We start from the raw sequence: 24,827 nt of genomic DNA, 5'->3' as shown, positions 1-24,827 counted from the left end.
CAGTTTGTTAGCTTTACGCAAAGTCCAGCGAATAAGTAAATATGCCACATGATCTACACTTGAACTTGTAGATTGCTGGGTTTCCACCTTTTTCATAGTAAGTGACTATTTGATGCCACTCATTAATACCTATTAGCTGATCGTTTAGTAAAACCTCTAATTCAGCGTCTTTTACCTGTAATAGATCAGACTTCTCTGCATCTCCATGAAATTCACAAGCATCGCCACAGTGCGATAGCCACACTTCTTGCTGCCATGAAATATAGCTTGGAGTTCTCTCGCAAACTTCCTTCACCACAGACTTATCAAGTCTAGCTTTCATCAATGGATGTGGATCAGCAAACTCTCCGTCGAATTTCTTCGCCGCCGAGCCATCAGAAATACACCAGGGACAAATAGTTTCTATGTCATGCTCAGAGTAAATAGTAGAAGTTGCCCTGTAGCCACGACTGACACCACAACATTCACAATTTGCATCTGTAACTTCTAAAGCACCCGTTTTAATGGGATCTGGATGATACTTAAATGTTGGTAATTCCATTGTACCTCCGAGTCAAGCTAACGCCGCATTAAGGTGTGAGCAACGCTACCACGAAACCTAATCATACCACCGTAAACACAAAACCCAACGATGAAGTAAAAATGCCACGCGTTGGGAATCACTCTTAAATGCTTTGTTAGCCTTTAGTTTTAATCTTCTACCCAAATATCATTAGGGAGATCTTTTTTATTGGTTTGAGGCAATTCTCTATCAGAATTCTCTGGCCACTCTGGGGATAACGCCATTTTGATATCATCGGCATCTACATAGGCTATAATTTCAACCTGCTGATCTGTCTCCCACACCTTTCCACTCCACTCCACTCCACTCCACAGCATGAAGTCATATCTACCTATAGATTGCCCCAACTTCAGTGCTACAAAGTAAATGCCGGGAGTTGGTGGTGTGCCTTTTTTCCAGTTTAAAGTGGTTTTCATATTTGTTCCTATAAATTTTTATTGCTAAAGCTATCAGCAATATCAGACATTTCCAATAAATATAATAGGTTATTTTTGTAGGCGTGATGAGCATTATCTAGCAAACCAATAAGTAAATAGCAATTGTCATCAAAATAGTTACTAGAATAGATAAGAGCTGTATTGCTAGTTTTATCAAATGCAAACTTCTTCAAGTTCCCACGCTTGGACGTTTTATCTTTTATATGTATATGTCGCAACCCGGATAATCGAAGCTTTTCGGGAAAACCAAACGTCGTATCTCTCCCAAAATCATGTGGTTGCACACCTTTTTCCTTGTACTTAACGCCCTGTTAAGGTGTGAGCAACGCAATACCGATACCGATACCGATACCGATACCACCGCATACCACCTTAAAAACTAAACGCAACGCATAGTAAAAATGCCACGCGTTGCGAATCACTCTTAAACAGTTTGTTATAAGTAATTAACACCTAACAAAATGATCTGAATTACTTATGTACATCTTGATGTTCTGATAAATCATCGTGTTGTTATTACGACCGATCTTTTTCTTGGATTCTTTGGTGTTTACTGACCACTGTCCAAAAAACACAAAGTCTTCTCCAACAGTTAACGAATCAACTAGCTTAGTTTTTTTTAAGACTACCTGTACTACAGTTCGCTTTATCTCGCCTTTCTCATTTGGCTGAACAAATGGTGAATGCAGTTCTGCCACATGGTACGAAAAGTTTTCCATTGGCTCATTTATTTTGTAAAGATTACCTGAGATAGCTAGTGGAATAGTATATTTTTCAGAACCATAGTATTTGGCAAACTTTTCAATATTACTATCGTCAAAGAAGAACCTAGACCATGGAACTTTATTTCCTTTAAATTTAAGAACAATAAGTGATTTCAGTTCGCCGTCGTTCTCAAATAAGGTTCTAATTTCTATAATTTGTTTAAGCGTGCGAAGATAGTTACTTAACTTTCCTTTGTTATTAAACGACTTATTACTTTCAACACTTGAGCCCCATCCTTCACTCACCTTGCCAACTTCGAACGCAGATAACTCTCGTAAAGCCTTAATTAAGATGTGCAGACGAAATTCAAACTTCTTTTCCGCTATGGCTTTAAAAACTTCAGATTCAGAAGTCTTAGCGATAATGTTTAATGAACCAGCTATATTGTACTTGCAATGCTCAGCGTGTATTTCATGTGGTTTCAATCTAAAACAAGGAGGAATTTCAATAGTTTTAGATGCGCATTTACGATTATGCCTGCTAACAAAAGATAGCTTTGCTTCGCAACCTGAAGTCTCACACCAAATTTTAGCTTCATCAGTTCGCCTTTCGTAGGCAAGCACATCAATTTTATTGCCAGTTACCAATCTTGCTCTAGGAATTTTACTACCCACAAAACCTCCCATTACTTATAACGCCCTGTTAAGGTGTGAGCAACGCAATACCGCCTTAAACACCAAACGCAACGCATAGTAAAAATGCCACGCGTTGCGAATCACTCTTAAACAGTTTGTTAGAATTACGTCTCAGTGCGGGTCTATCTATTTCGTACACCATCACCAAATTCAGTAAAGTCGCTGATTTGACTTAACTTAAATCTATGTTCAAGAACAAAGGTTGACCACATCTCTTTAAATATTGGGTCATCATCGTCAAGCTCGTTAACACTTTTTTTAGTAAGCATCTTTTTTGTTAGGTAGTTAATACTAGTAACCACCTCCACTCTCGGACCTCGATTGTCGCTTGCGTCATAACCGATTAATTCAAGATCTGAATCTTGGTAACGGAAGTTGTAACTCCAGTAACCATATCGACCATGTAAAAAATCAATATATAAGTTTCCTTTTGTTATACTCATTAAGATATCTGGAACCATGTATACACCTCCATCTTCATCATCAGAAAAGAAGCAATTGTCATTTTCAACAACGACGTCGTAGTTGTCGTTACCTCTTAAAGCAACAATAATTCCTCTTCGGTTGAGATCTAACCGACCACGGAGCTCATCAGTGACAATTTTGTTTTGATCTGTACCTTGTATCATCAAAACAATATCGTCTCGACTATCTCCATTTAGGTCACCATGAATAGCCTCAATTATGGTATGACCATTAGGAACGATTTCCCGATAGGAGCTATCAAGGTCGATTTTCTCTTGTGCTAAAACGTTTGCTCCAAATAGCAAAGTTGATAATAAAAGTAACTCTTTCATTTCTCACTCTATGATTTTTCAGTAGTAAGTTCTAACGCCGCATTAAGGTGTGAGCAACGCTACCACGATACCTAACCATACCACCGTAAACACAAAACCCAACGATGGTATGAAAAATACCAAGCGTTGGGAATCACTCTTAAATGCCTTGTTAACTCACAATTTTGGGGGAGTTATAACCCTGCGTCGATCATTAAGAAGTTCGTTTTCATTTTTATTGCTGACGTTTTAACACAAACAGCATAATGCCCTTTTCGACCTTTCAACTTTCTAAGGATCATTGAACGTACTTGTTTGCTCAACCATTTTGCGGGGTTCTCTCCAACAGATATTGGTCTAGGAACTAAGTCCATGAGGTCAGAGCATTTTCCCGACTCTGATAACATTTTATATGTAAGATTAAACATTTCATCATTTATCGCCCAGTTCCTAGCTTGTGGACCATATACATTGACAAGAAACGACTTTAGATCTTGCTTTTCTTCTATTGATAAAGACATATCACTTCCTTTTAATTGCATTTAGCAGTTCAATGTAATATTCACCCTCTCCTCCAATACTGAGATGATGAATTTGATACTTTTCAAAAACAAAAATGTTACCCTGCTTTGATGCATCGTCATAACCACCCAACAACTCTACGTCGCCAAACTTCCGATTAATTACATTAGTTTTTGACAGACCAAATGACATTGCTTGCTCATTTGCAAGTTCACCTAACCAATTAGGTAAACTTGTCCGTAGATTTGGATAAAAGACTGACTTTAAAAATTCATGTTGAATGTCAGTTAAATCAATCGTTGTGTAAAATCCCTTGGGATTTATTATCTCATGAGAGAAGTACCAATCATCATATTTCAGGATAAGCATATTGTCTGAATGTGATAACTTTTCTGGTATTGATATATCTACTACAACCTTATTAGATAAATGCAACTGTTCTAATTTCGCATAACACATATTTGATGTGAAAATTAGCAGGAGAATTATTAGTGGTTTCATCTCAAGGACTCAAATTAAATGAAAGCCATTCTTGCATTGCCAATTCATATCTGTCGACATTTTCACATTCGAGGATGAAACTGTGCGATTCACATACAATGTAAATGAAACTGACAACAAGCATATTTCAACAACATTTGCACTACGCATTGTGAGTTAACGCCCTGTTAAGGGGTGAACAACGCAATACCGATGCCGCCGCATACCACCCTAAACACTTAAACCAACGCACAGTGAAAATGCCACGCGTTGCGAATCACTCTTAAACAGTTTGTTATACGAACATTTCTTCGAAACCCAAAGTAAAATGAGTTTTACTTAACTGAGCTTTGAAAATAGGTATATTTTTACTACCGATGAGAGTCTGAATTAACCTAGCATCCTCATCAGAAGCACGACATCCAACAAAAACCGCAGATATACAATCGGGTGGCAACTTAAACAAGAAAACAGATGTTGGTAAGACAGCTAAAGAGCCATAGATTTCATTCAGAATCACGTCACTATGGCTATACTTCATTTCTTCACGATCATCAGTAGAATTACCGTCCCAGTCTTGATTATTGAACTGTTCGTATTCGACAAGATCAACTTCAAAAGTGACCGACAGTTCGTCCTCTGCAACGATATTAAACAGGTCTACATACAAGTTATCGTAAAACTCATGAAGCTGTTCGAACAGTTCACGCTCTACACGAACATAATCAGCTAGTCTCAACTTTGGTAAGATACGATGCTCTTTTTCGTATATCCAATCATCACTTTTAGTTAGAAGTAAGTCTTTAACACATACTTCAGTCTGTAAGGGTGAAAAGCGTTCCCTGTTGTATAGTACTCGTTCAATCGTATCTCTCATGGAAAGCTTGTAATTGAAAAAGTAATCTAACTTTTCATAGTCAAACTCTACAACAATCCCTTTATGTTCATGAGCGTAGTGAGACCACATCAAAAGGTTATTGTAGTTTTCAGTAAATGATATAACACCAACTTCATTGAAATTACCATCAGTCACAAATTGTTCAGCTTGTTCAAAGAAGTCTTCACCGAGCCCCTCACGAAGAACTTTATCCACTAAATCTTGTGCTGGACTCAATTCAAATGGATCATTCAAAACTCCACGTTGGCTTGCTCGTAGACAATAGTTGGAAAAAAACTCCTCTCGGAAAGGCATATATTTATAGATTTTCTTCATACTTCCCCGTTCGTATAACGCCGCATTAAGTGGTGAGCAACGCAATACCGATGCTCCCGCATGCCACCTTAATCACTAGACGCAACGCATAGCAAAAATGCCACGCGTTGCGAATCACTCTTAAACAGTTTGTTATGTTCGTAACTGCTTGAAGTACCAATCAGCTTGCTCCCACTCTAGATCTTGTTCCATGTGCCAATCAAATTGTCGCGGATAACGATAATGGTCAACTATGTACTGAAGATGTTGATGCGCAACTTCAGGGTCATATACTCGCCATACTACGCGACGAGTGTTATTCCATGTTTCTCTCACAAGAAAGAGCGCGTTACCACCCGCTTTAATCTCTTCGTCCAATTGATCACAAAATGGGTCAACGATAGCTTGCTCATCTTCCGAAGGCATTCCATGCTCGGCTAAGTCATCAAAATCAATTATTACAGAAAGATGCCAGCCAAAAATTTCGCGATGCTCAAAACCAATGAGTCCAGAGTTCAACATGCCAACGCATGGTAAATCATCTTTTTTCCACTCAAGTAAAGTATAAGATTCTTCAGGAAGAACTATCCGGACTTCGTTTTCTTTCGGTGCTTTATCTTTATTACTGCCAAATATTTTCCCGAACATGAAACTCCTCCTAGAACATAACGCTCTGCTAAGGGGTGAACAACGCAATACCGAAGCCGCTGCATACCGCCTTAATCACTAAAATCAACGCATAGTAAAAATGCCACGCGTTGTGAATCCCTCTTGAGCAGTTTGTTAGTTTTCAAACCCAAAGCGTTGATTTTAAGTCATTTTAGACTTTGCAAACAATAAACTTTATGTGTTTTGATGCACTTAAGTCAGGCGTAGTCTAAAAGCGGCTAATCAATGAAACCACATGGAACAAACAACGTCGCAGAAAACGAACTCACAACACCAAAAAGCGCTTTTGGAAAACCAATATCACAATGCGGACTTTCAACAGAGTCACTGAAACCACATGAATTTACCACTTCAGAGAAAACGTTATTTCAGCGAGTAAATCGGCTTTTGTACCAGCAAACTTAACGAGCAGAGTTTCAACAAAAGAGTTCAGCTCAATTAACCCAAAAGTAGCCACAACAAAGAACAAACCAACCGTTAAAAAGATGCCAATTTTGGATTTTCACCACGCTCGTTAACACTGAAATTGAACGCCGATACGACAATTCCGACTTTGAGCTTTTACCACTAGATCCTGCGATATAGCTGCGTTTTTCCTCTTGCAAACTAACGCCTTGCTAAGGTGTGAGTAACGCAATACAAAAGCTACCGCACAGCGCCTTAATCACATAAGCCACCGCAAAGTAGAAATACCACGCGTTACGAATCACTCTTAAGCAATTTGTTAGTACATGCGCTACTTCTATTTATGCGCTCCAAAATATTGAAAAGTGGCATGATAAGCCAAGGCTCTAGCTCGTTGTTTATCAATGGAAAGCCCGCAGCTCGTATGGGGGACGGAACAGCTCACGGCGGTAAAATAGTGATTGGAAACCCAACGGTGCTCATAGGAGACAGTGGCGGTCAAGCTTCTACGCCAAAACCTAAAAGTGCTACAGGCTCTGCGACACAGACAAACTCACTAACTAATGATTCAGCTGGGAATATTCCCCGTGAGCAGAAACCAATTGTTAAGGTTAGTGCAGGACAAGCTTCTGGTATAAAAGGGAAACAGGGATCGTGGGCGAGCGAACTAGAACCTCCTGCACCGAATACCTTATATGAGGTAACCTAAACTCATGAAGGAAGCCCAGTAACGTACACCTACGAAACCGATGCACAAGGTAGAACAATACGAGTAACGGGGAAACTGCAAAAGTCTCCCATTAAAAATCAAGCTATGCGTGATAAACTGCACCGTAATTCATCTACTCAATCAAAGTATGGAGGGGATGACCCAAACTATGATGGTGGTCACCTCATTGCTACTTTATTCCAAGGGCCAGCTGAAAAAGTGAATCTAGTGCCTCAACTGAAGGAGCAGAATCGGCATGGTGAGTGGCGGCAGATGGAAAAGAGGTGGTCACAGGCACTTGATGAAGGAAAAGACGTAGAAGTGGATATTCGTATCAAATATAGTAAGGGTTCGACGCCTTCTAGGCTTATTGCTATGTGGACTGTAGATGGTGGCTCCACCAATCGTTTGGTATTTAAGAATTAAGGTAAATTTATGTTTTCAACAGCAGAAGAAATTTATAACCATGTTGGAGGAGCTATCTTGGAGGTGGCTCCCGAACAGTGGTGTGTAGCTTGGGTTGATATTGCTATGAACCTTTCTACTAGAGCGGTGTATTTTCACGATCGTTACTTGGTAGATGCTAACTCAGATGATGTGAAGGATCTCGACATCTATAGCTCTGACAACATTGAACTTGACGATGCCTTTAGTGACTTATTTGATTTAATGTCTAGTAAGGAACAGAGTAAGCCTTGGAATAAAGCCCGTTTTATTGTTCATCCTGATGGTGATTTTGAAATTGAGTTTAAATGGGATGAGGATTGGGCATGGTTAAGTTCATTAGACCCAGATAAAGATATATATCCTGATGGCGATACAGTTAGAACTATCCGCTCATGGGATGGCCTTGGTGAAAATGCTTACCGCCCTTGGTTTGATCCGGATTCAGCCATGTTTAAAAAAGATTAACGAAAACTTTTAATAAAACTCCATGACCACTTACGAAATGAAGTAAGTGTTTGTGGCTTCAATCTAAAAGAACTAGCTTATCACCTAACGCCTTGCTAAGGTGTGAGTAACGCAATACAAAAGCTACCGCACGACGCCTTAATCACATAAGCCACCGCAAAGTAAAAATGCCACGCGTTACGAATCACTCTTAAGCAATTTGTTAGTACATGCGCTACTTCTATTTATGCGCTCCAAGATATTGAAAACTGGCATGATATGAAAGGCTTTGAACACTGAAGTGAGACGGGCAGCTACAAAACTTAAACTCGGTTAAGAGACTAGAGTTGGCTAGAAGAAAAACGCACTGAACTCCCCTACTTTTACTGACCTCAAATTAGAAAAGGATTCGTTCCTCGCACTTCGACGGCAGCACCAAAGAAAGACAATTCTGACTTAGTAAAAACCACGAAAGAGAAAAAGCGCCACAGAAATAGGCTAAGAGTTAGAGACCGTAAACGGTGAAATCAAAGCAAACACTCCGCATATAGTGCCACCGGAAAGAACGTGAAAGGCACTAACTGAAAGGTGTAAACACGAGCGCCAAAACAGATAAATACCAAAACTTATGACCTTTGATGTCAAACCCGTACTAACGCCCTGTTAAGGTGTGAGCAACGCAATACCGAAGCCGCCGCATACCACCTTAACCACTAAAGCTAACGCATAGTAAAAATGCCACGCGTTGCGAATCCCTCTTGAACAGTTTGTTAGCTGACATTGCCCAACTGCTGCTTAAAAAACTCTACAACAACGCCAGTTAAGATTGGCTGAGACAGTTTTAATATGCCGCCTGAGAATATGTCCTTAAAAGTTTTCTCGCCTTTAATCGACTTTGGAACAGAGTTGACCGCGTTTAGACCTTTTTCAGTTAATACAGCTCTAGACTCCGTAGCGCTGTACCTGTTGAAGCGAATGTAATCTTCGTTGTGAAGCCAACTCAACGTGTAAGTACATATTTTTTCAATTTCCAAAAACTGATAGAAAAAATCCTCGCCATCTTGCTCTTCAAAGTACTCACTGACTTTAACCGCCAAATCTCCAGTGACGATATCTGTATCGACTGGAAAGTTGTGTAGGCATAGGTGGAAGATCTCAACAACAGCACAATTAAAGACATCTAAATTTCTCAATATAACCTCTTGTCAGCTAACGCCGCATTAAGGTGTGAGCAACGCTACCACGAAACTTAACCATACCACCTTAAACACAAAACCCAACGATGGAATGAAAAATGCCAAGCGTTGGGAATCACTCTTAAATGCTTTGTTAAGTTACTGTTTTCTCTTTACAAATAAGCATGTCGCAATAGTGAGGACTAGCGCTTCTAATGCCACAAAACATATGAACCAATATAGATTATATTCATCTGGTGGGAGTGAAGGTTCGAGGTGATTGAGCAAGGGGTCGATAAGAAATAGAGAAGCAGCCCATACCGACACACCTACCACCATTATTATCAATGTATATTTAACCCCACTCATCACTTAACTTCCCAAAACCATATTTCTTTTGATTTACTGTAGTTACCTCCAGCATTGAATAAACCCGAAATCATAAACCAAGTTTTCCAATCTGTGAGCCTTGAGCCATTCCATAAGTCTATGTGATCGCCACTTCGATTCCGAAAGTTCTCACCATCCCTAGACCAAAAGTCTTTAAAGAATATAATGCCTTTTTTACCTGAAAGTTTTCTAGCGAACTGCTTAGGATCTATTTTCGAAGTCTACTAACACCCGAAATAGGCATTCTTGATAGCCCTTGTGCTAACTCTTCCGCTGCTAAAACGTGACCCAAACCGCTATCATGGTACCAACAATGCCTTGCTTTCGGGACAAGACTGGTTGTGTCAACCCCTATAGAAGCAAGAGCAACACCCAAACGAATTGCGCACTGATCTGAAAAATTTGCTTTGCCATCTGTTGAACAAGGTACGCTATCATCCACAATAGTAGGATGCTTGTTCCATAAATTTTGAAAATCCATGTCATCTCCAATTTTTATACAAATTGGATGATTTCAACTCAGATAACAGCATTTACAGAAATATTATTACGTCATAATGCGAGGTGTTTCAAAGTAACTTAACGCCTTGTTAAGGTGTGAGGCACGCAATACCGAAGCCTCCGCATACCACCTTAACCACTAAAACCGACGCATAGTAAAAATGCCACGCGTGCCGAATCACTCTTGAACAATTTGTTATAAAGATTTTTTCTCAGTTGCCTTTTCATAGTCATTGAGTGCTCTATTGATGTGATACACAGAAAACAAGGCACTACCATCATTGAGCATGTAAAAACCTAAAGGTAGGAAGATAACACCAGAAATAAGAAGACTTGGCTCAAATCCAGTAACAATCGAGTAAATCGATAGTAAAAATGTTATGAACCCAAAGCCAGCTATGAGCAATCCAAACACCAGGTTATAAGAAGCAATAACCTTATCTAGGATATTTAATCTAATCCGGTACGACAAAAGCTCTACATCTGAAATATCAGGTAAAAGTTGGACTGTTTTCAAAACATGTCTGAAAGAGACCGTCGCCCCAACCCTTTCATTAAGTACATAAACTGCTTTTAACATTGGGAGACTAACGCGGATACCATGAATACCTTTAAAACACTCAATATCGAGCTCATTTTTCAAATGAGTCTTTAGTTCTTCCGAAACACTCGGTTCTTGTAAAGCAGACAAAATCTGAGCCATTCTATTTTTTCTAAGTAAGAAGTAGTACTCGGTTACTCTAGGAGCATTTATAGCAATAGTTACGATCACTACAACAATCGCAATCCAGTAATCACCAGTTTTTAGTAACTCAACAACTAAGTCCATTTATCGTGAAAGTCTCCTAATCTTTATAACGCCCTGTTAAGGTGTGAGCAACGCGATGCAAAAGCCGCCGCATACAACCTTAAACACTAAAACCAACGCACAGTGAAAATGCCACACGTTGCGAATCACTCTTAAACAGTTTGTTATACCACTACTAAAATACGACCTCTAAACTAGACAACTTGTATCTTGCCCAAGCATCCATATAGTAGTCACTGTTACTGTCCCAGAACTCTGATGGCATTTTTCTTTGGTATTTTACATTCAAAATACTGTGCTCTTTCGGCGTGACAATACAGTAGACACAGTACTTGTCGATAACATCATATACATCAGAGACTTGGGGGTTAGTTAACGATAGTAAGATGCGCACAACCTCAGCCATGGGCACAACATGCTCTTTCTCAACTTTGTCGCTATTCCGAGCTGAGATTGTCCATTGGCATTGCTCTTTTATCTTTCTTGTATCCCACTTACCTGTCCCATTTACTGCACCGACACGATACGCATACAAATTATCAACTAAATTGCGATAACAATGAGAATCATCAACTCCACCATCGACAAGAACTAGAATAGCTTTAGCAAGAGCTTCAGCTTTAACTGCATATGACATATATAGAACCGCTTCAAAAAGCCGAATCGTAAACTACTTTCTTGTATGCAGAAACTCAGTTTCTCACATAGTGGTATAACGCCTTGCTAAGGTGTGAGTAACGCAATACAAAAGCTACCGCACAGCGCCTTAATCACCATAAGCCACCGCAAAGTAAAAATGCCACGCGTTACGAATCACTCTTAAGCAATTTGTTAGTACATGCGCTACTTCTATTTATGCGCTCCAAGATATTGAAAATTGAGATGATATGAAAGGCTTTGAACACTGAAGTGAGACGGGCAGCTACAAAACTTTACCCCGAATGAAAGGCGAAAGTTGACTAGAAGAAAAACGCACTGAACTGCCCTACTTTCACTGGCTTAAAATTAGAAAAGGATTCTTTCCTCGCACTTCAATAGCCACACCAAAAGTAATCAAGGTTCTCTCAAAAGCCGCCACGAAAATGAAGAAGCGCCAAAGAAATAGGCTAAGAGTTAGAAGCCGTAAACGTTGAAGTCAAAGCGAATACTCCGCATATAGTGCCACCGGAAAGAACGTGAAAGGCACTAACTGAAAGGTGTAAATACGAGCGCCGAAACAGATAAACACCAAAACTTATGACCTTTGATGTCAAACCCGTACTAACGCCGCATTAAGGTGTGAGCAACGCTACCACCTAACCTAATTAATTGCACCGTAAACACGAAACCCAACCTTGTACTGAAAATGCCAAGCGTTGGGAATCACTCTTAAATGCTTTGTTAGCTCTCTGCTTGTTCAGGTAGCAACTGCTCTAGCTTCAAACCATATTCTGCTTCATTGCTTTTATATTCATCTTTCAAATATTCAAAAAACTGAGTCAAATGAACTAAGTGTTCCTCATAATCTTCACGTTCTCTCAAAGTCTCACTATGTAACAAGTTTTGATTATATAGAACAGCGTCTCTAACTGCCGATAATAGCATCGGTACATATGGCTTAGGTATATTCATCTTACGCAGCCTCTCTTACTGCTAACTTCGCTAATTTACTTAATAGTAACTTAAACTTTGACAAGGGCATATCATAAGCAGGAGCGATAGTGTAATGATACGCACCAAAACGAGGGTTATACTGATCTTTAACTATCGCCAACCCAGAAGGTAAAGGTGTGCCCTCTGGTATCCGATAGTGCTGCCAATTTGGCCCCTGTGGTATCCCTGGTCTATCAAACGTACTGATGCCTCTTGGCCGGTCCTTAACTAAAACTCTCGCATCAGCTCCCATTCCTTGAATAGTAATATCAGCAGGTCTAGGTCTACCATTTGAAAGAAGGAGAGTATCTTCAATTAGTTCAAAAAGCCCCATACCTTTTTTAACATTTAGTCCTCTCCACAAATTAAGAGGTACTTTACCTTCATAATAGTTATGAATTTGCCCCTTATCTAACAACACATCTTTTAGCAATGTAACAGTTTCCATGTTTCCTCCTTTTGCTTAAATTTCCGAGAGAGCTAACGCCCTGTTAAGGTGTGAGCAACGTAATACCGATGCCACCGCATACCACCTTAAACACTAAACGCAACGCATAGCAAAAATGCCACGCGTTGCGAATCACTCTTAAACAATTTGTTATATGCCTAGCTTTCACCTATACTCAATGCGCACCATTAATACGCATAGGATTACTTTATGAGAAACACATATAGCACACATGCACCTAAAAAGGCTACAAACCTTAGCCTAAACAGTGAGTTACTTGCCGAAGCTAAGCGCCTAAACATCAACCTATCAGCAACAATGGAAAAGGCTTTGGAAAAGGAAGTAAAACAACAATTGAAAGCCGAATGGTTAGAACAAAATGCCGAAGCTATTGAAGCTTGTAACGACTTAACTGCAAAACACGGACTATTTTCCGATTCATACCGAGTATTCTAATGTCACAATTTACGCTTTATAAAAACAACGATAAGAGCACCGCAAGCGCTTACCCATACTTTGTTGATGTCCAAAGTGAGTTGCTAGATTCACTGAATACTCGCTTAGTCATTCCCTTAACTCCTATCGAGTTGCTAGAGAAAAAAGCCCCTAGCCACCTGTGCCCTACGATCCATATTGATGAAGGTGACTTTGTGATTCTTACTCAACAAATGGCAAGTGTACCAACTAGAATCCTTACGACCCCAGTCAACGAGCTAAGCACGTTTAGAAACGAAATTATCGCTGCTATCGACTTTTTGATTACTGGCATATAACGCCGCGTTAAGTGGTGAGCAACGCTACCACCCTACCTAAACCATTGTGCTGTAAACACTAAATTCAAAGCAAACCGAAAATGCCAAGCGTTGAGAATCCGCCTTAAACGCTTTGTTAGCTGCGTAGCTTTTTGGAGAGCAGGTTCTGTTTTGATTCGAATCCGGCGCTAGTATAAAAACCGATAGCTCCTGCGTTATTTGACCAAACATGCAGGTCAACTGAACTAGCGCCAAGAGCACTAGCCCACTTAGAAAAGTAAGAAACTAGCCCTGTAGCTACACCCAGCTTTCGAGCTTCGCTAGAAACGATTAACTCTTCAATATATCCATACGTTCGTGATTGCGTCCAACGACGCTCTTTAACGTCAGTGAGATTCCCCAATAAAGCTCCGACTACCTTTCCATCGTGCTCGCTAACAATAAGCAACTGATTTTCATCAGATAGAATGTCTTGAAGCTCAGTCTCATTTAGTACATCTTCAGTTTTGCGAACAACATCTGGGGCTAAGTCTGAGTTGTGCTCGTTCTCAGCAATGAAAAGGCTAACCAACACATCTAAATCTTTGATTTGGGCTACACGAACCATAAATCTTCTCCAAGCAGCTAACGCCCTGCTAAGGGGTGAGCAACGCAATACCGAAACTACCGCATACCGCCTTAACCACTAAAACTAACGCATAGTAAAAATGCCACGCGTTGCGAATCCCTCTTGAACAGTTTGTTAGGTTTATGATTTCACGATGTAGATGACAGTATTCTTTGAATATAAGCTGCTTTTGCTGCAGGATAATCTTGCCTACTGACGCCACTTGCAACCAAGCCCTGTTTTAAGGAATTGTACTCGATTAGCAACTCTTGGTTTTGAATGTGAGCATCTCTAAATTGAATATGTTTTCTTAACTTTGAGTCGCCCTGCTTATAAGCATGAACATGGATATAATCGAAACGTTCGTTATCGTTGTAATATGTGAAGAAACAACGACCTTCAACTCCTTGCTCTCCTTTGCAAGTAAAGCCTAGAGATTCAAGCGCTAGAATGTTTTGCTTAAAAGTTAAAGTGTCATTATATGCGATACCTATATCTATTATCGGTTTTGCAATTGAGCCTGGGATTGCTGTACTACCGATATGATAAAGAGTCACGCCACCCAAATTAGGCGCAATCACGCTGACAATTAGCTCATAGGCTTCAGTCCATGTATGGACATAGTTGGTTATCTGGACTGTAAAACGCTCTAACCCTATACCTAGCTCTTCAAGTCGCTTTATCAACTCAGTTTTATCCACTTTAACTTCCCATGTTAACTCGTAAACCTAACGCCCTGTTAAGGTGTGAGCAACGTAATGCCGATACTTCCGCATACCACCTTAAACACCAAACGCAACGCATAGTAAAAATGCCACGCGTTGCGAATCGCTCTTAAACAGTTTGTTATGTTTGCATCACCAACGTTCAAAAATTGAAAAATATCATTGCCCATTTCATCGGATATACTTATGAATATATTCACTCGTTGCTTTATAGTATTCTTTCATTAGCTCATCGCTAATAGGACGCTGCTTCTCATAATAATGCTTTCCTGATGAACTACGCGCCGAATCCGAAAGTTCGTGAATTACTTCCTCTCCAAATTTTAAATAACGAGAAACTTCATCAACGTTTAATAAAAAAGTAGCAGTTTCCTCTCCAATGCCATAATCACACCTTGAATTTAGAATGTAATTTTCCCCATCACTATATAAAAGCCAGTTATTATGTTTAGCCACAACTTTCATACTATTAAATTCCCTATTGTATATCATATTGCATTTTTTCTGTTACCAACGATAACAAACATAACGCCGCATTAAGGTGTGAGCAACGCTACCACAAAACACAACCGTACCACCGTAAACACAAAACCCAACGATGAAACGAAAAATGCCAAGCGTTGGGAATCACTCTTAAATGCTTTGTTATGATTGTTCGTCAGGTTGATTCAAGTACCAATATAAAAACAAAATCACGCCTATACTACTTATTAATAGCAGCAATAAAAAAATATCACTAACGAGAATCTTCAATGTTTTCATTGCGAGGTTATCAGGCTTATTCGCAATCAGGTATTTATAATCAACGTCTTGCAACTGACCTTTAAGATCAAGAAGCATTAACTCATACGCTTTAGACGTTTCAATCAATTTTTGAGCTTCTTCATCTAACGTTGAAAGGTCTTTAAAACTATTATATTTGGTAGTAGCAAAATCACAGTACCATTTTTCAAGAGGTAATTTTTTGTCCCGTGCGTCAATACAATTACTAACGATGTTAATAGCTGAGTTGAGAACATTTTTGTCAACAGTCAGACTTACTTGCTTTCCATATAGTTCTTCTTGAGCGTACGCTTCTGCCAATTTCGAACTAGTGAAATAGTTATATCCAGATACAACTCCTAGGGCGATCATGAAATAAATAAATATTCGCCTCCGTCGCTCCGCCTTAGCCCAAGTCAATACAACCTTTAGTCCACTTTTTATCGTTTTAGCATCATCAAGATAGTCATTTACTGTACCCATTTTAATCCTCAAAAATCATAACGCCCTGTTAAGGGGTGAGCAACGCAATACCAATGCCGCCGCATGCCACCTTAAACACTAAAACCAACGCATAGTGAAAATGCCACGCGTTGCGAATCCCTCTTGAACAGTTTGTTAGAGCGCAACTCACAGGTTGAACAGAACTTTCAAAAGAGAATTAACCAAGGAAGAAACTCCTAGAAATAGTACTACTGGCAAGCCTATCGCTATTATCAGTTTAAACTCAACAAATTGACCTACAACGGCATCACCATACCTACCACCCAGAAACTTTCTCGATTCATCACCTACTGTCGATTTGACTTCATCTGTAACTGTCTTGCGATCTTTACCGATGAATTCTCTAAACAGCATGAAGCCGAAAGGAGCGATAATAATGCCGGCGATAAGATATGAAATGTATTCAACTATATCGGTCATGTTCATACTTTTTTCTCCTGCGCTCTAACGCCTTGCTAAGGTGTGAGTAACGCAATACAAAAGCTACCGCACAGCGCCTTAATCACCATAAGCCACCGCATAGTAAAAATGCCACGCGTTACGAATCACTCTTAAGCAATTTGTTAATACATGCGCTACTTCTATTTATGCGCTCCAAGATATTGAAAACTGGCATGATATGAAAGGCTTTGAACACTGAAGTGAGACGGGCAGCTACAAAACTTAAAATCGATAGAGAGACGAGAGTTGGCTAGAAGAAAAACGTACTGAACTCACCTACTTTTACTGAGTTCAAATTAGAAAAGGATTCGTTCCTCGCACTTCGACAGCAACACCAAAGAAAGACAATTTTGACTTAGTAAAAACCACGAAAAAGAAGAAGCAATAAAGAAATAGATTAAGAGTTAGAGACTGTAAACGATGAAGTCAAAGCGAACACTCCGCATATAGTGCCACCGGAAAGAACGTGAAAGGTACAAACTGAAAGGTGTAAAGGCGAGCGCCAAAACAGATAAACACCAAAACTCATGACCTTTGATGTCAAACCCGTACTAACGCCCAATTAAGGTGTGAAGCACGCATCCACAACACTCAATTTGAACACTTTAATCACTAAACTTAACCCAAACCGAAAATGCCAAGCGTGCTGAATCACTCTTAAATTGTTTGTTATGTTTATTTAGTAGTTAAGTAGTTTATGATCTTAGGGTCTCTAAACATTGCTGAAACTGCATTCGCCAATGAGTAATTACTTGCATGTTGAACACCAAGTGCGCTTTCACCAAATGCAGTATAAGTTGCTTTATATTGACCTTCCGTTTCTACAGAAACGACTGTTTCACAACCCATAGAAAAAGATCCAGATTGATCACAACTAAATTTATCCACCGATATATTCAACTGCTTGGTTGCTATTGGAGAAATGATAGCTTTACGTTTTATTAGTTCTTTCTCAGCCACTGCAATTACGGTATCAGTCAACTCTTTCTTCGAGCCTGTGAAGGCGACAGTTTTTAGATCGACCAAGAGTAAAGTGTCATCATTCTTTTGTTCATTAACGATAGATACTGAATCATTAACATTAAATTCAATGAATGGTTGAATTTCCGTAACATCCACTTTCGGATCTAGCGGGACTGTCGCGCAACCAACTAGCGCAATTGATGCAAATGTGAAAATAAGTTTATTTTTCATACATTAAGCCTAATTAATAATAATATTATATGATACAGCACACATTGAAATTATCAAAAACATAACGCCTTGTTAAGGTGTGAGGCACGCAATACCTAAGCTCCCGCATAACACCTTAACCACTAAAATCAACGCATAGTAAAAATGCCACGCGTGCCGAATCACTCTTGAACAATTTGTTATGTTTATTACCACCCGCCAGTACGTTACCGTAAATGAGCAGAACAATTTTACCGGCTAAAAACTTAGCTTTTACCTGCTGCTAAAAAAGCAGAAAACCCCATAAAAACAAAGGATATGAAGAGTGACACCATAGAATATCGAATGACAGTAAACAACCAAGAGCTACTTTCAGGATACTTCGAGATATTTTCGCTACTTCTTACGTAATTAAAGAGAAGCGCACTAGAAAAAGGAACAAACAAAAAGTAGATCGCTTTATATCTACTCGGGTCTATTCTTTTCATCTGCAATCCGAGGGAAATACTACTCCCAAGGAGCACTATCATTGAAGATATGAGCACTAGAAAAGCCGCAAATGCTAGTAACGAATACACATCCATCAACTCTCCTTTTCCACAATAAGCATCTGAATATTAACTATAGTTTTCTACACTCGACTAAGAAACATAACGCCCTGTTAAGGGGTGAGCAACGCAATGCCGAAGCCGCTGCATACCACCTTAAACACTAAAAACAACGCATAGTAAAAATGCCACGCGTTGCGAATCCCTCTTGAACAGTTTGTTAGGCATTTACTCGACTCCTGCGACAGATTTAATTTTTTTAAACACCACAAATACAGCCCAAAAGAAATCCCTATTTTTCACATCGAGCATATCAGCTCCCCACATTGGCTGATTGTCTTGTATAAACGATACAAACTTTGCAACATCTGCTTCAACTTCACTTGAAGTTAAATTATGCGCCAGTCGATTCCGAGTCTTATTTAGCATTGAAATTGCAGCCCACACCCAAGGCTCACATGAAGTGTCAGTCAAAGCCCTAGATATTTGTAGTTTATTGGCAAATGTAAGCCTAGCTTCCAATATGTATTTCGATGACTCAGATTTATTAACAAGGATCTCTGTCAATGCTTCTTCAACAAGTAGATGACATTTGAGTATCGTTAACTCAAAGTCATTTATATTCTCTAACGTTTGAAGTAAATGGAGAATCGGTACGTCTTTATCCATATTTTCCTCCTGATGCCTAACGCCGCGTTAAGTAGTGAGCAACGCCACTCCTACCAAAACCATTGTGCCGTAATCACTAAATTCAAAGCAAACCGAAAATGCCGAGCGTTGCGAATCTGCCTTAAACGCTTTGTTAAGCTTCAGGCTCAGGCACCCACGTGAATACATTTTGACGAACAAAAGACTTTAGTATTCCAAGTGATTTTAATGCATCTGATTTAGCTAGTTCTTCAGCAGATTCAAATCGACCATCGATCATTTTTTTAGCCAATGAGCCATTTTTAAGCCCCGCTTTCGCATGAACATAAGGGTTGCGGATTTTCCGTAATACTTCTAATTGTTCAAAAAGCGTTTCACTGATAATTTCAGCGGCTTTTGCAGATTCGAGGATTTTCTTAAATGAGGATTCAGCTATCGTATTCTGCCCTCTCATGATGAACTCACCGGACAATGAGTGCTCAATAAACGCTTGGCACAGTAATACGACTGCCATGTAATTACCATTAACGTAACTATTAGCCAATTCATGAAAAGCTAAGTGAGACTGTAAACCTCCGGTTAACAGCATATCTCCCTGTGGCGCAAACAGTTCATTTAGCTCGACAAATCTAACAATACGATCTGGTCTAGTTTGTTCTTCATCTTCGACAAAATCAGCGATACCCTGTCGTTTTATTTCTTCGTAATCCATATTGTCCTCATTGAAGCTTAACGCCCTGTTAAGGGGTGAGCAACGCAATACAAACGCTGCCGCATACCACCTTAAACACAAAAATCAACGCATAGTAAAAATGCCACGCGTTGCGAATCCCTCTTGAACAGTTTGTTATGTGCGTGCTAACTGAGGTACTTTTGCCAATGTTGCTGATCTTTCAAAACTACTCTGTAATCTTTGTAGTCCAATGAACTGTAGAACTTTTTAGCTGCAACATTATCATCACCGACTTCTAGTGTGATTTTGAGGTAATCATTATCACGACAATATTGTTCGATACTATTCAATTGCACCTTGCCAACACCTTTACCACGAAAGCTGTCCGACACCATAAAATCATGGATATTCATCACTCTTTGCGCACGATAAGTTGAGAACGATTCAAAGCAAACCGCAAAACCAGCAGGCTTATTGTCGACAAAACTGATAAATCCGAGGAAATAAGGCAGTGTAAATAGCTGAGCAATTACTGAGAGATCTAGTTCAACTGAGAATCCAGATAGATACTCTTTGAACAGAGTCTCCAATATACTTTTGTCCTCAATGCTTTCTGTTTCGATACGCCTGATTGTGATTTCCATATTTATTTCCGCCAAAGCACATAACGCCCTGTTAAGGGGTGAGCAACGCGATACTGAAGCCGCCGCATACCACCTTAATCACTAAACACAACGCATAGTAAAAATGCCATGCGTTGCGAATCCCTCTTAAACAGTTTGTTAGCTTACTACTGATGTGGTCAAATTTTCTACTTCGGATAGTAAATGGTTTCCCCAATAGCATTGATCAATGTAAAAATGAAGTGATAAGTCGAGGAGACATAGTGCTGCAAATTAAATCGAACTAAACCTAAGCTTTTTCCCTTGAGGTCTTTAAAAGACTCGAACTTTGCTAATTGTGAGTCAACAAAATACAAGTGTTTAATTTTATTGTTAAGTACTCTCATTTCATTAATTGCAGCATATGAAGCAATCTCAGTAACATCCACACCTAACTCTACGAAATCTTTCTCAATATCATGCCATCGATGTGAGGATTTACCTTGACTTTCTGTTAGAGCCAAGATTCGATTAGAAAATTGCTCTACTGTTGCCCACAAATTGATAACTAAACTTTCGCCTACGATACTTTTTACTTGCTCTTGTTCCACTTTCCAGTTGTAGTTCGGAAATGCTAGGCGCACTAAATGCTTATTTTCTTCCGGTATATCGTCGAACATATTTAAGTGATGTTCATTAAACTCCTTATATACAGGGTCGTATTGCTGTTTGTTGCTATCATAAACAGTCATTGCGTAACGGTGCGACATGACAATATCGTTAATTCTCTGCAGAGATTGCATTCTTAGAGATAAACGCTCCTCAGCATTTTCACCTTCCGGAAAAACGAAAAAGCCTTCTTCTAGTTTGTGATAGGTAACATCTTGGGATTTTTCAAGTTCACCTAATGTAAGTAACATAAGTACATCTCTCTAAAAATAATTAATGCTGCGGATTATAATGATTGCGGTAAGCTAACGCCCTGTTAAGGTGTGAGCAACGCAATGCCGAAGCCCCTGCATACCACCTTAAACACTAAAACCGACGCATAGTAAAAATGCCACGCGTTGCGAATCACTCTTAAACAGTTTGTTAGCTTTGTTGGTTGATTGATTGTTCTGCTATTAACTGCCATGAATGTACGTCAGGCTTACATTGCAACAATTTTAAATCTTTGCGTCCCCATGAGAGAAGGATCTCTTTAAGTTCATCACCGGAGAGATCATTCTTTTTAGTTACATTCTTATATACATGCCGACCTAAATATATTTCCTTAATAGCATTTTCTGGTATATCCAAACAATACAATGGACGCCCTGCTACTGAGATTTTATTCCAAGCGTTACTGCGCCCCTTACCGAAATGGTAGCTAAACGGTAGAGCTGATATGTCCTTAACAACTCGAACTTCTTCTTCGTAGCTCCACTCAATAGATTTGTACAAAAATGCCCTTTTGACTAGATTAAACGAGTCAGAGTTAAATTTGATGCCATTTCCTATACTCATCAGTTCTTCACTACTTAAAGTAGGCAAGTTTTTATGTGGCTTGGTTGCCGAATAGACAATTTCTCCATACTGACAAGGTATGACGCACGCATCTTCATCTGTAAATCCAGCTAATTTAGCATCAAAACCAATTACCACACCTTGGTGTTCGTCTCCATAGTGAGCTCACATCAATGGATTCAATGGTTGTCTAGTAAGTGAAAGCACACCATAGTTTCTTGAAAAACGATTTTTACACGCATTCGTAGCCATGCTTGCAGTTACGAATGAATCACTACCATCCTCGAATCCAAAAGCGGTGCATTCAAATGGGTCGTTCAGGTCTTCAAGACAAGAGAAGCCAAGTGATGAATTTTCAATAACAGAAATAGCCGCTTTAAACGACATATATTTATACAGAATCAACGTTTATCCTCAAAAAGCTAACGCCCTGTTAAGGGGTGAGCAACGCAATACTGAAACTGCCGCATACCACCTTAATCACTTAAACCAACGCACAGTGAAAATGCCACGCGTTGCGAATCCCTCTTGAACAGTTTGTTATGTGACTTGCCCCAAAACCTAATCACCAAAAAACAGTGGGGAAACAGCCAAGAGAACAGCACAACTTAACTTAAAATAGAATACCGCTAGGAATACAAAATTCAGCTTATTATTTTTAGGAACCGGAGTACCTAACAACACATCTGTTCTAGAGTAATACTTAGCGGAAAATATGCCTAATAGAAACACTAAATAGGCACTCAACATTAATAATACCAAATCACCATTAATACGCATGAGAATCGGTACCAATAAAGGCATCAAAAAAACAAAGCAGACACATATAAACCAAAGCTTCAGTAAGGAAGAAGTAGCAGCCCATTTAAATTTACTAGCTAATAGTTTGGGTATGTATTCCATGTTATTCCTTCTCTGGTCACATAACGCCCTGTTAAGGTGTGAGCAACGCAATACAGATGCCGCCGCATACCACCTTAAACACTAAAACCAACGCATAGTAAAAATGCCACGCGTTGCGAATCACTCTTAAACAGTTTGTTAGCCGTCTTTTGGAAATACGTTCTCAACACGTGCCGGAATGATGTATGTTCCTTCAAGCATATGCTCAATAATTTGCAGGGCTAGTTCTTCACTTCGTGCGCTGCAGAGTTCCCTAATACCCTTAGCTTATGCAATGTATCAGCACCTTCTTTAGTGACAATTGATCTAGTTTTTAAAGTGTTTATTTTTCGGTATAGATCGCGACCTTCAGCTTGGAGATCTTTACAGATGGTTTCAACAATTGCTCGAATGCCAATACCCGCTAGGATAAATTGATCATTTTCTAACGATAAAACCGTTTCTTTGTATATTTGTTGAACTGTATAGGGAAGCAAGTGTGATTCTAAAGATTTAACCCCTTCCACGCGTCCTGGATAATACTTAATCGTTTCAGGATGATACGGACCTTCATGGTCATATTCAACATCTTCAGAAAAAGTTGAAACAGTTCGAAAAGAGACTGTCTGGCAGCCTAAACACTGAATTGTCTGATTCTTGCAATGCCAATCAACTGAGTTGCCGCCTCCACAGTCTTCACTTCCATCCTCATCAAAGGATGACACAATTGAGTGTAGTGTAAGTCCAGAGCACTCTTTGCAATATAAACGCTGTTTATCTTCTTCATCTGTAGACAGTTTATACGTTTTCGTAATTTCACCCATCGATACCTCAATACTCTGACGGCTAACGCCGCATTAAGGTGTGAGCAACGCTACCACGAAACTAAACCAGACCACCATAAACATAAAACCCAACGATGGAATGAAAAATGCCATGCGTTGGGAATCACTCTTAAATGCTTTGTTATTTGAATTTATTATGGATTACTCTACTTCGATGAAATCATCATCATCAAACTTACCACCATGTTGTTTCCTATATTTTTCAAACTCTATATCTGTTTCTAAGTCACCGGTAGGCCAACCAGCATCTAGTTGTGTCAGCATGTCAAATACTGGCGACCAGCCGACAATATCAGAAGTCGTTTTATTCAACCAACATTTACCATCCCAGTATAAGTAGTCATACGAGCCAAAACCACTAAGATGTCTTAATGCAACTAAGTAGACACCAATTTCGCTAGGCTCTGTACCCTCAAACCATGTAGCTTTGATCTTCACTTTACTCATTATTTCTGATTCCTAAATGCTTCCGCCTTATCAATTAACCAACTCATATACTCGTGCCTTCTCGCCTGCGCATGAGCACCATCCACCAAGAAATCGATTATAAAGTAAGTATTGATGCTTGTAGCACCCTCAGTATAAATTAAGACACTATCACTTGTATCACTTTGACCAAGTTTTAGCGTTTTAATTTTATCTAGTATATGAATATGCATTAACCCAGCATCTTCTGCTGCAGGAGCTGGTCTATGATATGGGACTTCTTTACCAAAATATGATATCCGATGACCTTGCTTGTGACGCTTAAAGTCATGAATTAATAAATCTAGGTCTTTGTTAAGTTTTCTTTCCTCACTGAGAGCCCTAGTTACGTATATTTTGACGTCCATGTTTAAATTGTTCCTCTTTTATTTGACTTCTACAAATTCAGTGGAACTATCACTTTGCCTATCTTTAGCACGCTCAAAGCTCCTTTTTACTCTATTTATTGCAACATAATGAGGGGTGAAACTTTCCTGTTTTTTTGCCTTAGGTATTGATTTTTCTTTCATTTTTACTCCCTTAAAGTTAAATATCTAAATCTAAATTCCAATAACGCCTTGCTAAGGTGTGAGTAACGCAATACAAAAGCTACCGCACGGCGCCTTAATCACCCTAAGCCACCGCAAAGTAAAAATGCCACGCGTTACGAATCACTCTTAAGCAATTTGTTAGTACA

General features: G+C 39.4%; 34 protein-coding genes and 3 pseudogenes. 5 read left to right on the top strand and 32 right to left on the bottom strand.

The features are described 5' to 3' along the window. Positions 1-13: 13 nt before the first annotated feature. The 9 genes and pseudogenes from OH463_RS23405 to OH463_RS23350 all read right to left on the bottom strand — a co-directional run bounded on the left by OH463_RS23405 (position 14) and on the right by OH463_RS23350 (position 6,017). Positions 14-541, bottom strand: coding sequence for a CbrC family protein (locus OH463_RS23405; protein ID WP_005445729.1), 528 nt, complete (start codon positions 539-541; stop codon positions 14-16). Between the two features lie 149 nt (positions 542-690). Continuing rightward, the gene (locus tag OH463_RS23400; RefSeq protein WP_269992810.1) at positions 691-978 is read right to left on the bottom strand and encodes a hypothetical protein; all 288 of its coding nucleotides are present in this window, start codon (positions 976-978) and stop codon (positions 691-693) included. An 8-nt stretch (positions 979-986) separates the two neighbouring features. Continuing rightward, a pseudogene (locus tag OH463_RS23395) lies at positions 987-1,289 on the bottom strand (type II toxin-antitoxin system YafO family toxin); the annotation flags it as partial. Between the two features lie 156 nt (positions 1,290-1,445). After that, positions 1,446-2,378, bottom strand: a complete 933-nt coding sequence (locus OH463_RS23385; protein WP_269992808.1) for a hypothetical protein — start codon at positions 2,376-2,378, stop codon at positions 1,446-1,448. Positions 2,379-2,521: 143 nt separating this feature from the next. Beyond that, positions 2,522-3,196, bottom strand: coding sequence for a hypothetical protein (locus OH463_RS23375; RefSeq protein WP_269992806.1), 675 nt, complete (start codon positions 3,194-3,196; stop codon positions 2,522-2,524). A gap of 173 nt (positions 3,197-3,369) precedes the next feature. After that, positions 3,370-3,696 (bottom strand): hypothetical protein, encoded by a 327-nt coding sequence (locus OH463_RS23370; RefSeq protein ID WP_005445737.1) that lies wholly within the window; start codon positions 3,694-3,696, stop codon positions 3,370-3,372. A 1-nt stretch (position 3,697) separates the two neighbouring features. Beyond that, positions 3,698-4,198 carry a hypothetical protein gene (locus tag OH463_RS23365; RefSeq protein WP_269992804.1) on the bottom strand — a complete coding sequence of 167 codons (501 nt, stop codon included), beginning with the start codon at positions 4,196-4,198 and terminating at the stop codon, positions 3,698-3,700. 274 nt (positions 4,199-4,472) lie between these two features. Then, positions 4,473-5,390 carry a DUF2971 domain-containing protein gene (locus OH463_RS23360; protein WP_017190368.1) on the bottom strand — a complete coding sequence of 306 codons (918 nt, stop codon included), beginning with the start codon at positions 5,388-5,390 and terminating at the stop codon, positions 4,473-4,475. 132 nt (positions 5,391-5,522) lie between these two features. Continuing rightward, complete coding sequence (locus OH463_RS23350; RefSeq protein WP_050903659.1) at positions 5,523-6,017, bottom strand: DUF695 domain-containing protein; 495 nt, start codon at positions 6,015-6,017, stop codon at positions 5,523-5,525. Positions 6,018-6,813: 796 nt separating this feature from the next. Here OH463_RS23350 and OH463_RS23335 point away from each other — a divergent pair. The 3 genes and pseudogenes from OH463_RS23335 to OH463_RS23325 all read left to right on the top strand — a co-directional run bounded on the left by OH463_RS23335 (position 6,814) and on the right by OH463_RS23325 (position 8,064). Next, positions 6,814-7,152, top strand: coding sequence for a PAAR domain-containing protein (locus OH463_RS23335; RefSeq protein ID WP_269992797.1), 339 nt, complete (start codon positions 6,814-6,816; stop codon positions 7,150-7,152). Between the two features lie 36 nt (positions 7,153-7,188). Next, positions 7,189-7,578 (top strand): annotated as a pseudogene (locus OH463_RS23330) (DNA/RNA non-specific endonuclease); the annotation flags it as partial. A gap of 9 nt (positions 7,579-7,587) precedes the next feature. Next, complete coding sequence (locus OH463_RS23325) at positions 7,588-8,064, top strand: immunity protein YezG family protein (protein WP_017190371.1); 477 nt, start codon at positions 7,588-7,590, stop codon at positions 8,062-8,064. Positions 8,065-8,813: 749 nt separating this feature from the next. Here OH463_RS23325 and OH463_RS23310 read toward each other — a convergent pair. The 7 genes from OH463_RS23310 to OH463_RS23270 form a co-directional block, all read right to left on the bottom strand. Continuing rightward, positions 8,814-9,236 carry a hypothetical protein gene (locus OH463_RS23310; protein ID WP_017190372.1) on the bottom strand — a complete coding sequence of 141 codons (423 nt, stop codon included), beginning with the start codon at positions 9,234-9,236 and terminating at the stop codon, positions 8,814-8,816. Between the two features lie 350 nt (positions 9,237-9,586). Next, positions 9,587-9,772 carry a T6SS effector amidase Tae4 family protein gene (locus OH463_RS26325; RefSeq protein WP_409394024.1) on the bottom strand — a complete coding sequence of 62 codons (186 nt, stop codon included), beginning with the start codon at positions 9,770-9,772 and terminating at the stop codon, positions 9,587-9,589. 44 nt (positions 9,773-9,816) lie between these two features. Continuing rightward, a complete protein-coding gene (locus tag OH463_RS23305) occupies positions 9,817-10,089 on the bottom strand; it encodes a hypothetical protein (RefSeq protein WP_017190374.1) in 273 nt (90 codons plus the stop codon). Positions 10,090-10,305: 216 nt separating this feature from the next. Next, positions 10,306-10,938: a hypothetical protein gene (locus tag OH463_RS23295; protein WP_029790609.1), complete on the bottom strand. Its 633-nt coding sequence runs from the start codon at positions 10,936-10,938 to the stop codon at positions 10,306-10,308. Positions 10,939-11,092: 154 nt separating this feature from the next. Further along, positions 11,093-11,554 (bottom strand): hypothetical protein, encoded by a 462-nt coding sequence (locus OH463_RS23285; protein WP_017190375.1) that lies wholly within the window; start codon positions 11,552-11,554, stop codon positions 11,093-11,095. 743 nt (positions 11,555-12,297) lie between these two features. After that, positions 12,298-12,528, bottom strand: coding sequence for a hypothetical protein (locus OH463_RS23275; protein WP_005446124.1), 231 nt, complete (start codon positions 12,526-12,528; stop codon positions 12,298-12,300). 1 nt (position 12,529) lies between these two features. Next, positions 12,530-12,997 carry a hypothetical protein gene (locus OH463_RS23270; protein WP_017190377.1) on the bottom strand — a complete coding sequence of 156 codons (468 nt, stop codon included), beginning with the start codon at positions 12,995-12,997 and terminating at the stop codon, positions 12,530-12,532. A 210-nt stretch (positions 12,998-13,207) separates the two neighbouring features. On the opposite strand from OH463_RS23270, the gene OH463_RS23260 reads away from it, so the two are divergent. After that, entirely contained in the window at positions 13,208-13,453 is a 246-nt protein-coding gene (locus OH463_RS23260) for a type II toxin-antitoxin system CcdA family antitoxin (protein WP_038140558.1), read from the top strand. Further along, a complete protein-coding gene (locus OH463_RS23255) occupies positions 13,453-13,770 on the top strand; it encodes a CcdB family protein (RefSeq protein WP_050905157.1) in 318 nt (105 codons plus the stop codon). Before OH463_RS23260 ends, OH463_RS23255 begins: the two co-directional genes overlap by 1 nt. 115 nt (positions 13,771-13,885) lie before the next feature. Here the strand turns inward: OH463_RS23255 and OH463_RS23250 are convergent, their stop codons facing one another. The 16 genes and pseudogenes from OH463_RS23250 to OH463_RS23120 all read right to left on the bottom strand — a co-directional run bounded on the left by OH463_RS23250 (position 13,886) and on the right by OH463_RS23120 (position 24,660). Next, on the bottom strand, positions 13,886-14,356 hold the full coding sequence (locus OH463_RS23250; RefSeq protein WP_193294259.1) for a GNAT family N-acetyltransferase: 471 nt from the start codon (positions 14,354-14,356) through the stop codon (positions 13,886-13,888). A gap of 149 nt (positions 14,357-14,505) precedes the next feature. After that, the gene (locus OH463_RS23240) at positions 14,506-15,057 is read right to left on the bottom strand and encodes a GrpB family protein (RefSeq protein WP_269992779.1); all 552 of its coding nucleotides are present in this window, start codon (positions 15,055-15,057) and stop codon (positions 14,506-14,508) included. A gap of 195 nt (positions 15,058-15,252) precedes the next feature. Further along, complete coding sequence (locus OH463_RS23230; RefSeq protein ID WP_053343375.1) at positions 15,253-15,546, bottom strand: hypothetical protein; 294 nt, start codon at positions 15,544-15,546, stop codon at positions 15,253-15,255. 180 nt (positions 15,547-15,726) lie between these two features. Next, on the bottom strand, positions 15,727-16,326 hold the full coding sequence (locus tag OH463_RS23225; protein WP_193232168.1) for a hypothetical protein: 600 nt from the start codon (positions 16,324-16,326) through the stop codon (positions 15,727-15,729). 147 nt (positions 16,327-16,473) lie between these two features. Beyond that, positions 16,474-16,773 carry a hypothetical protein gene (locus tag OH463_RS23215; RefSeq protein WP_005536942.1) on the bottom strand — a complete coding sequence of 100 codons (300 nt, stop codon included), beginning with the start codon at positions 16,771-16,773 and terminating at the stop codon, positions 16,474-16,476. Positions 16,774-17,463: 690 nt separating this feature from the next. Continuing rightward, positions 17,464-17,982 (bottom strand): hypothetical protein, encoded by a 519-nt coding sequence (locus OH463_RS23200; RefSeq protein WP_033907392.1) that lies wholly within the window; start codon positions 17,980-17,982, stop codon positions 17,464-17,466. Between the two features lie 755 nt (positions 17,983-18,737). Then, on the bottom strand, positions 18,738-19,178 hold the full coding sequence (locus OH463_RS23185; protein WP_269992767.1) for a hypothetical protein: 441 nt from the start codon (positions 19,176-19,178) through the stop codon (positions 18,738-18,740). A gap of 133 nt (positions 19,179-19,311) precedes the next feature. Next, entirely contained in the window at positions 19,312-19,869 is a 558-nt protein-coding gene (locus OH463_RS23180; protein WP_269992764.1) for a hypothetical protein, read from the bottom strand. A gap of 146 nt (positions 19,870-20,015) precedes the next feature. Continuing rightward, a complete protein-coding gene (locus tag OH463_RS23170; RefSeq protein WP_269992762.1) occupies positions 20,016-20,474 on the bottom strand; it encodes a GNAT family N-acetyltransferase in 459 nt (152 codons plus the stop codon). A 167-nt stretch (positions 20,475-20,641) separates the two neighbouring features. Then, positions 20,642-21,352 carry a hypothetical protein gene (locus OH463_RS23160; RefSeq protein ID WP_269992760.1) on the bottom strand — a complete coding sequence of 237 codons (711 nt, stop codon included), beginning with the start codon at positions 21,350-21,352 and terminating at the stop codon, positions 20,642-20,644. Positions 21,353-21,524: 172 nt separating this feature from the next. Next, positions 21,525-22,091, bottom strand: a pseudogene (locus OH463_RS23150) (DUF2971 domain-containing protein); the annotation flags it as partial. 408 nt (positions 22,092-22,499) lie between these two features. Further along, entirely contained in the window at positions 22,500-22,841 is a 342-nt protein-coding gene (locus tag OH463_RS23145) for a hypothetical protein (protein WP_017191348.1), read from the bottom strand. A 221-nt stretch (positions 22,842-23,062) separates the two neighbouring features. Then, positions 23,063-23,644 carry a DUF4145 domain-containing protein gene (locus OH463_RS23135; RefSeq protein WP_269992757.1) on the bottom strand — a complete coding sequence of 194 codons (582 nt, stop codon included), beginning with the start codon at positions 23,642-23,644 and terminating at the stop codon, positions 23,063-23,065. Between the two features lie 162 nt (positions 23,645-23,806). Then, positions 23,807-24,112: a hypothetical protein gene (locus OH463_RS23130; RefSeq protein WP_017191351.1), complete on the bottom strand. Its 306-nt coding sequence runs from the start codon at positions 24,110-24,112 to the stop codon at positions 23,807-23,809. Next, entirely contained in the window at positions 24,112-24,498 is a 387-nt protein-coding gene (locus OH463_RS23125; RefSeq protein WP_029791167.1) for a type II toxin-antitoxin system YafO family toxin, read from the bottom strand. The genes OH463_RS23130 and OH463_RS23125 overlap by 1 nt, the downstream gene beginning before the upstream one ends. Positions 24,499-24,516: 18 nt before the next feature. After that, on the bottom strand, positions 24,517-24,660 hold the full coding sequence (locus OH463_RS23120) for a hypothetical protein (RefSeq protein ID WP_171904776.1): 144 nt from the start codon (positions 24,658-24,660) through the stop codon (positions 24,517-24,519). Positions 24,661-24,827: the final 167 nt, after the last annotated feature.

This window comes from Vibrio sp. NFR (assembly GCF_027587095.1).
Classification (GTDB): Bacteria; Pseudomonadota; Gammaproteobacteria; order Enterobacterales; family Vibrionaceae; genus Vibrio; species Vibrio harveyi.
The sequence above is the reverse complement of the archived record's forward strand: the minus strand, read 5'-3'. Positions and strand labels throughout refer to the sequence as shown.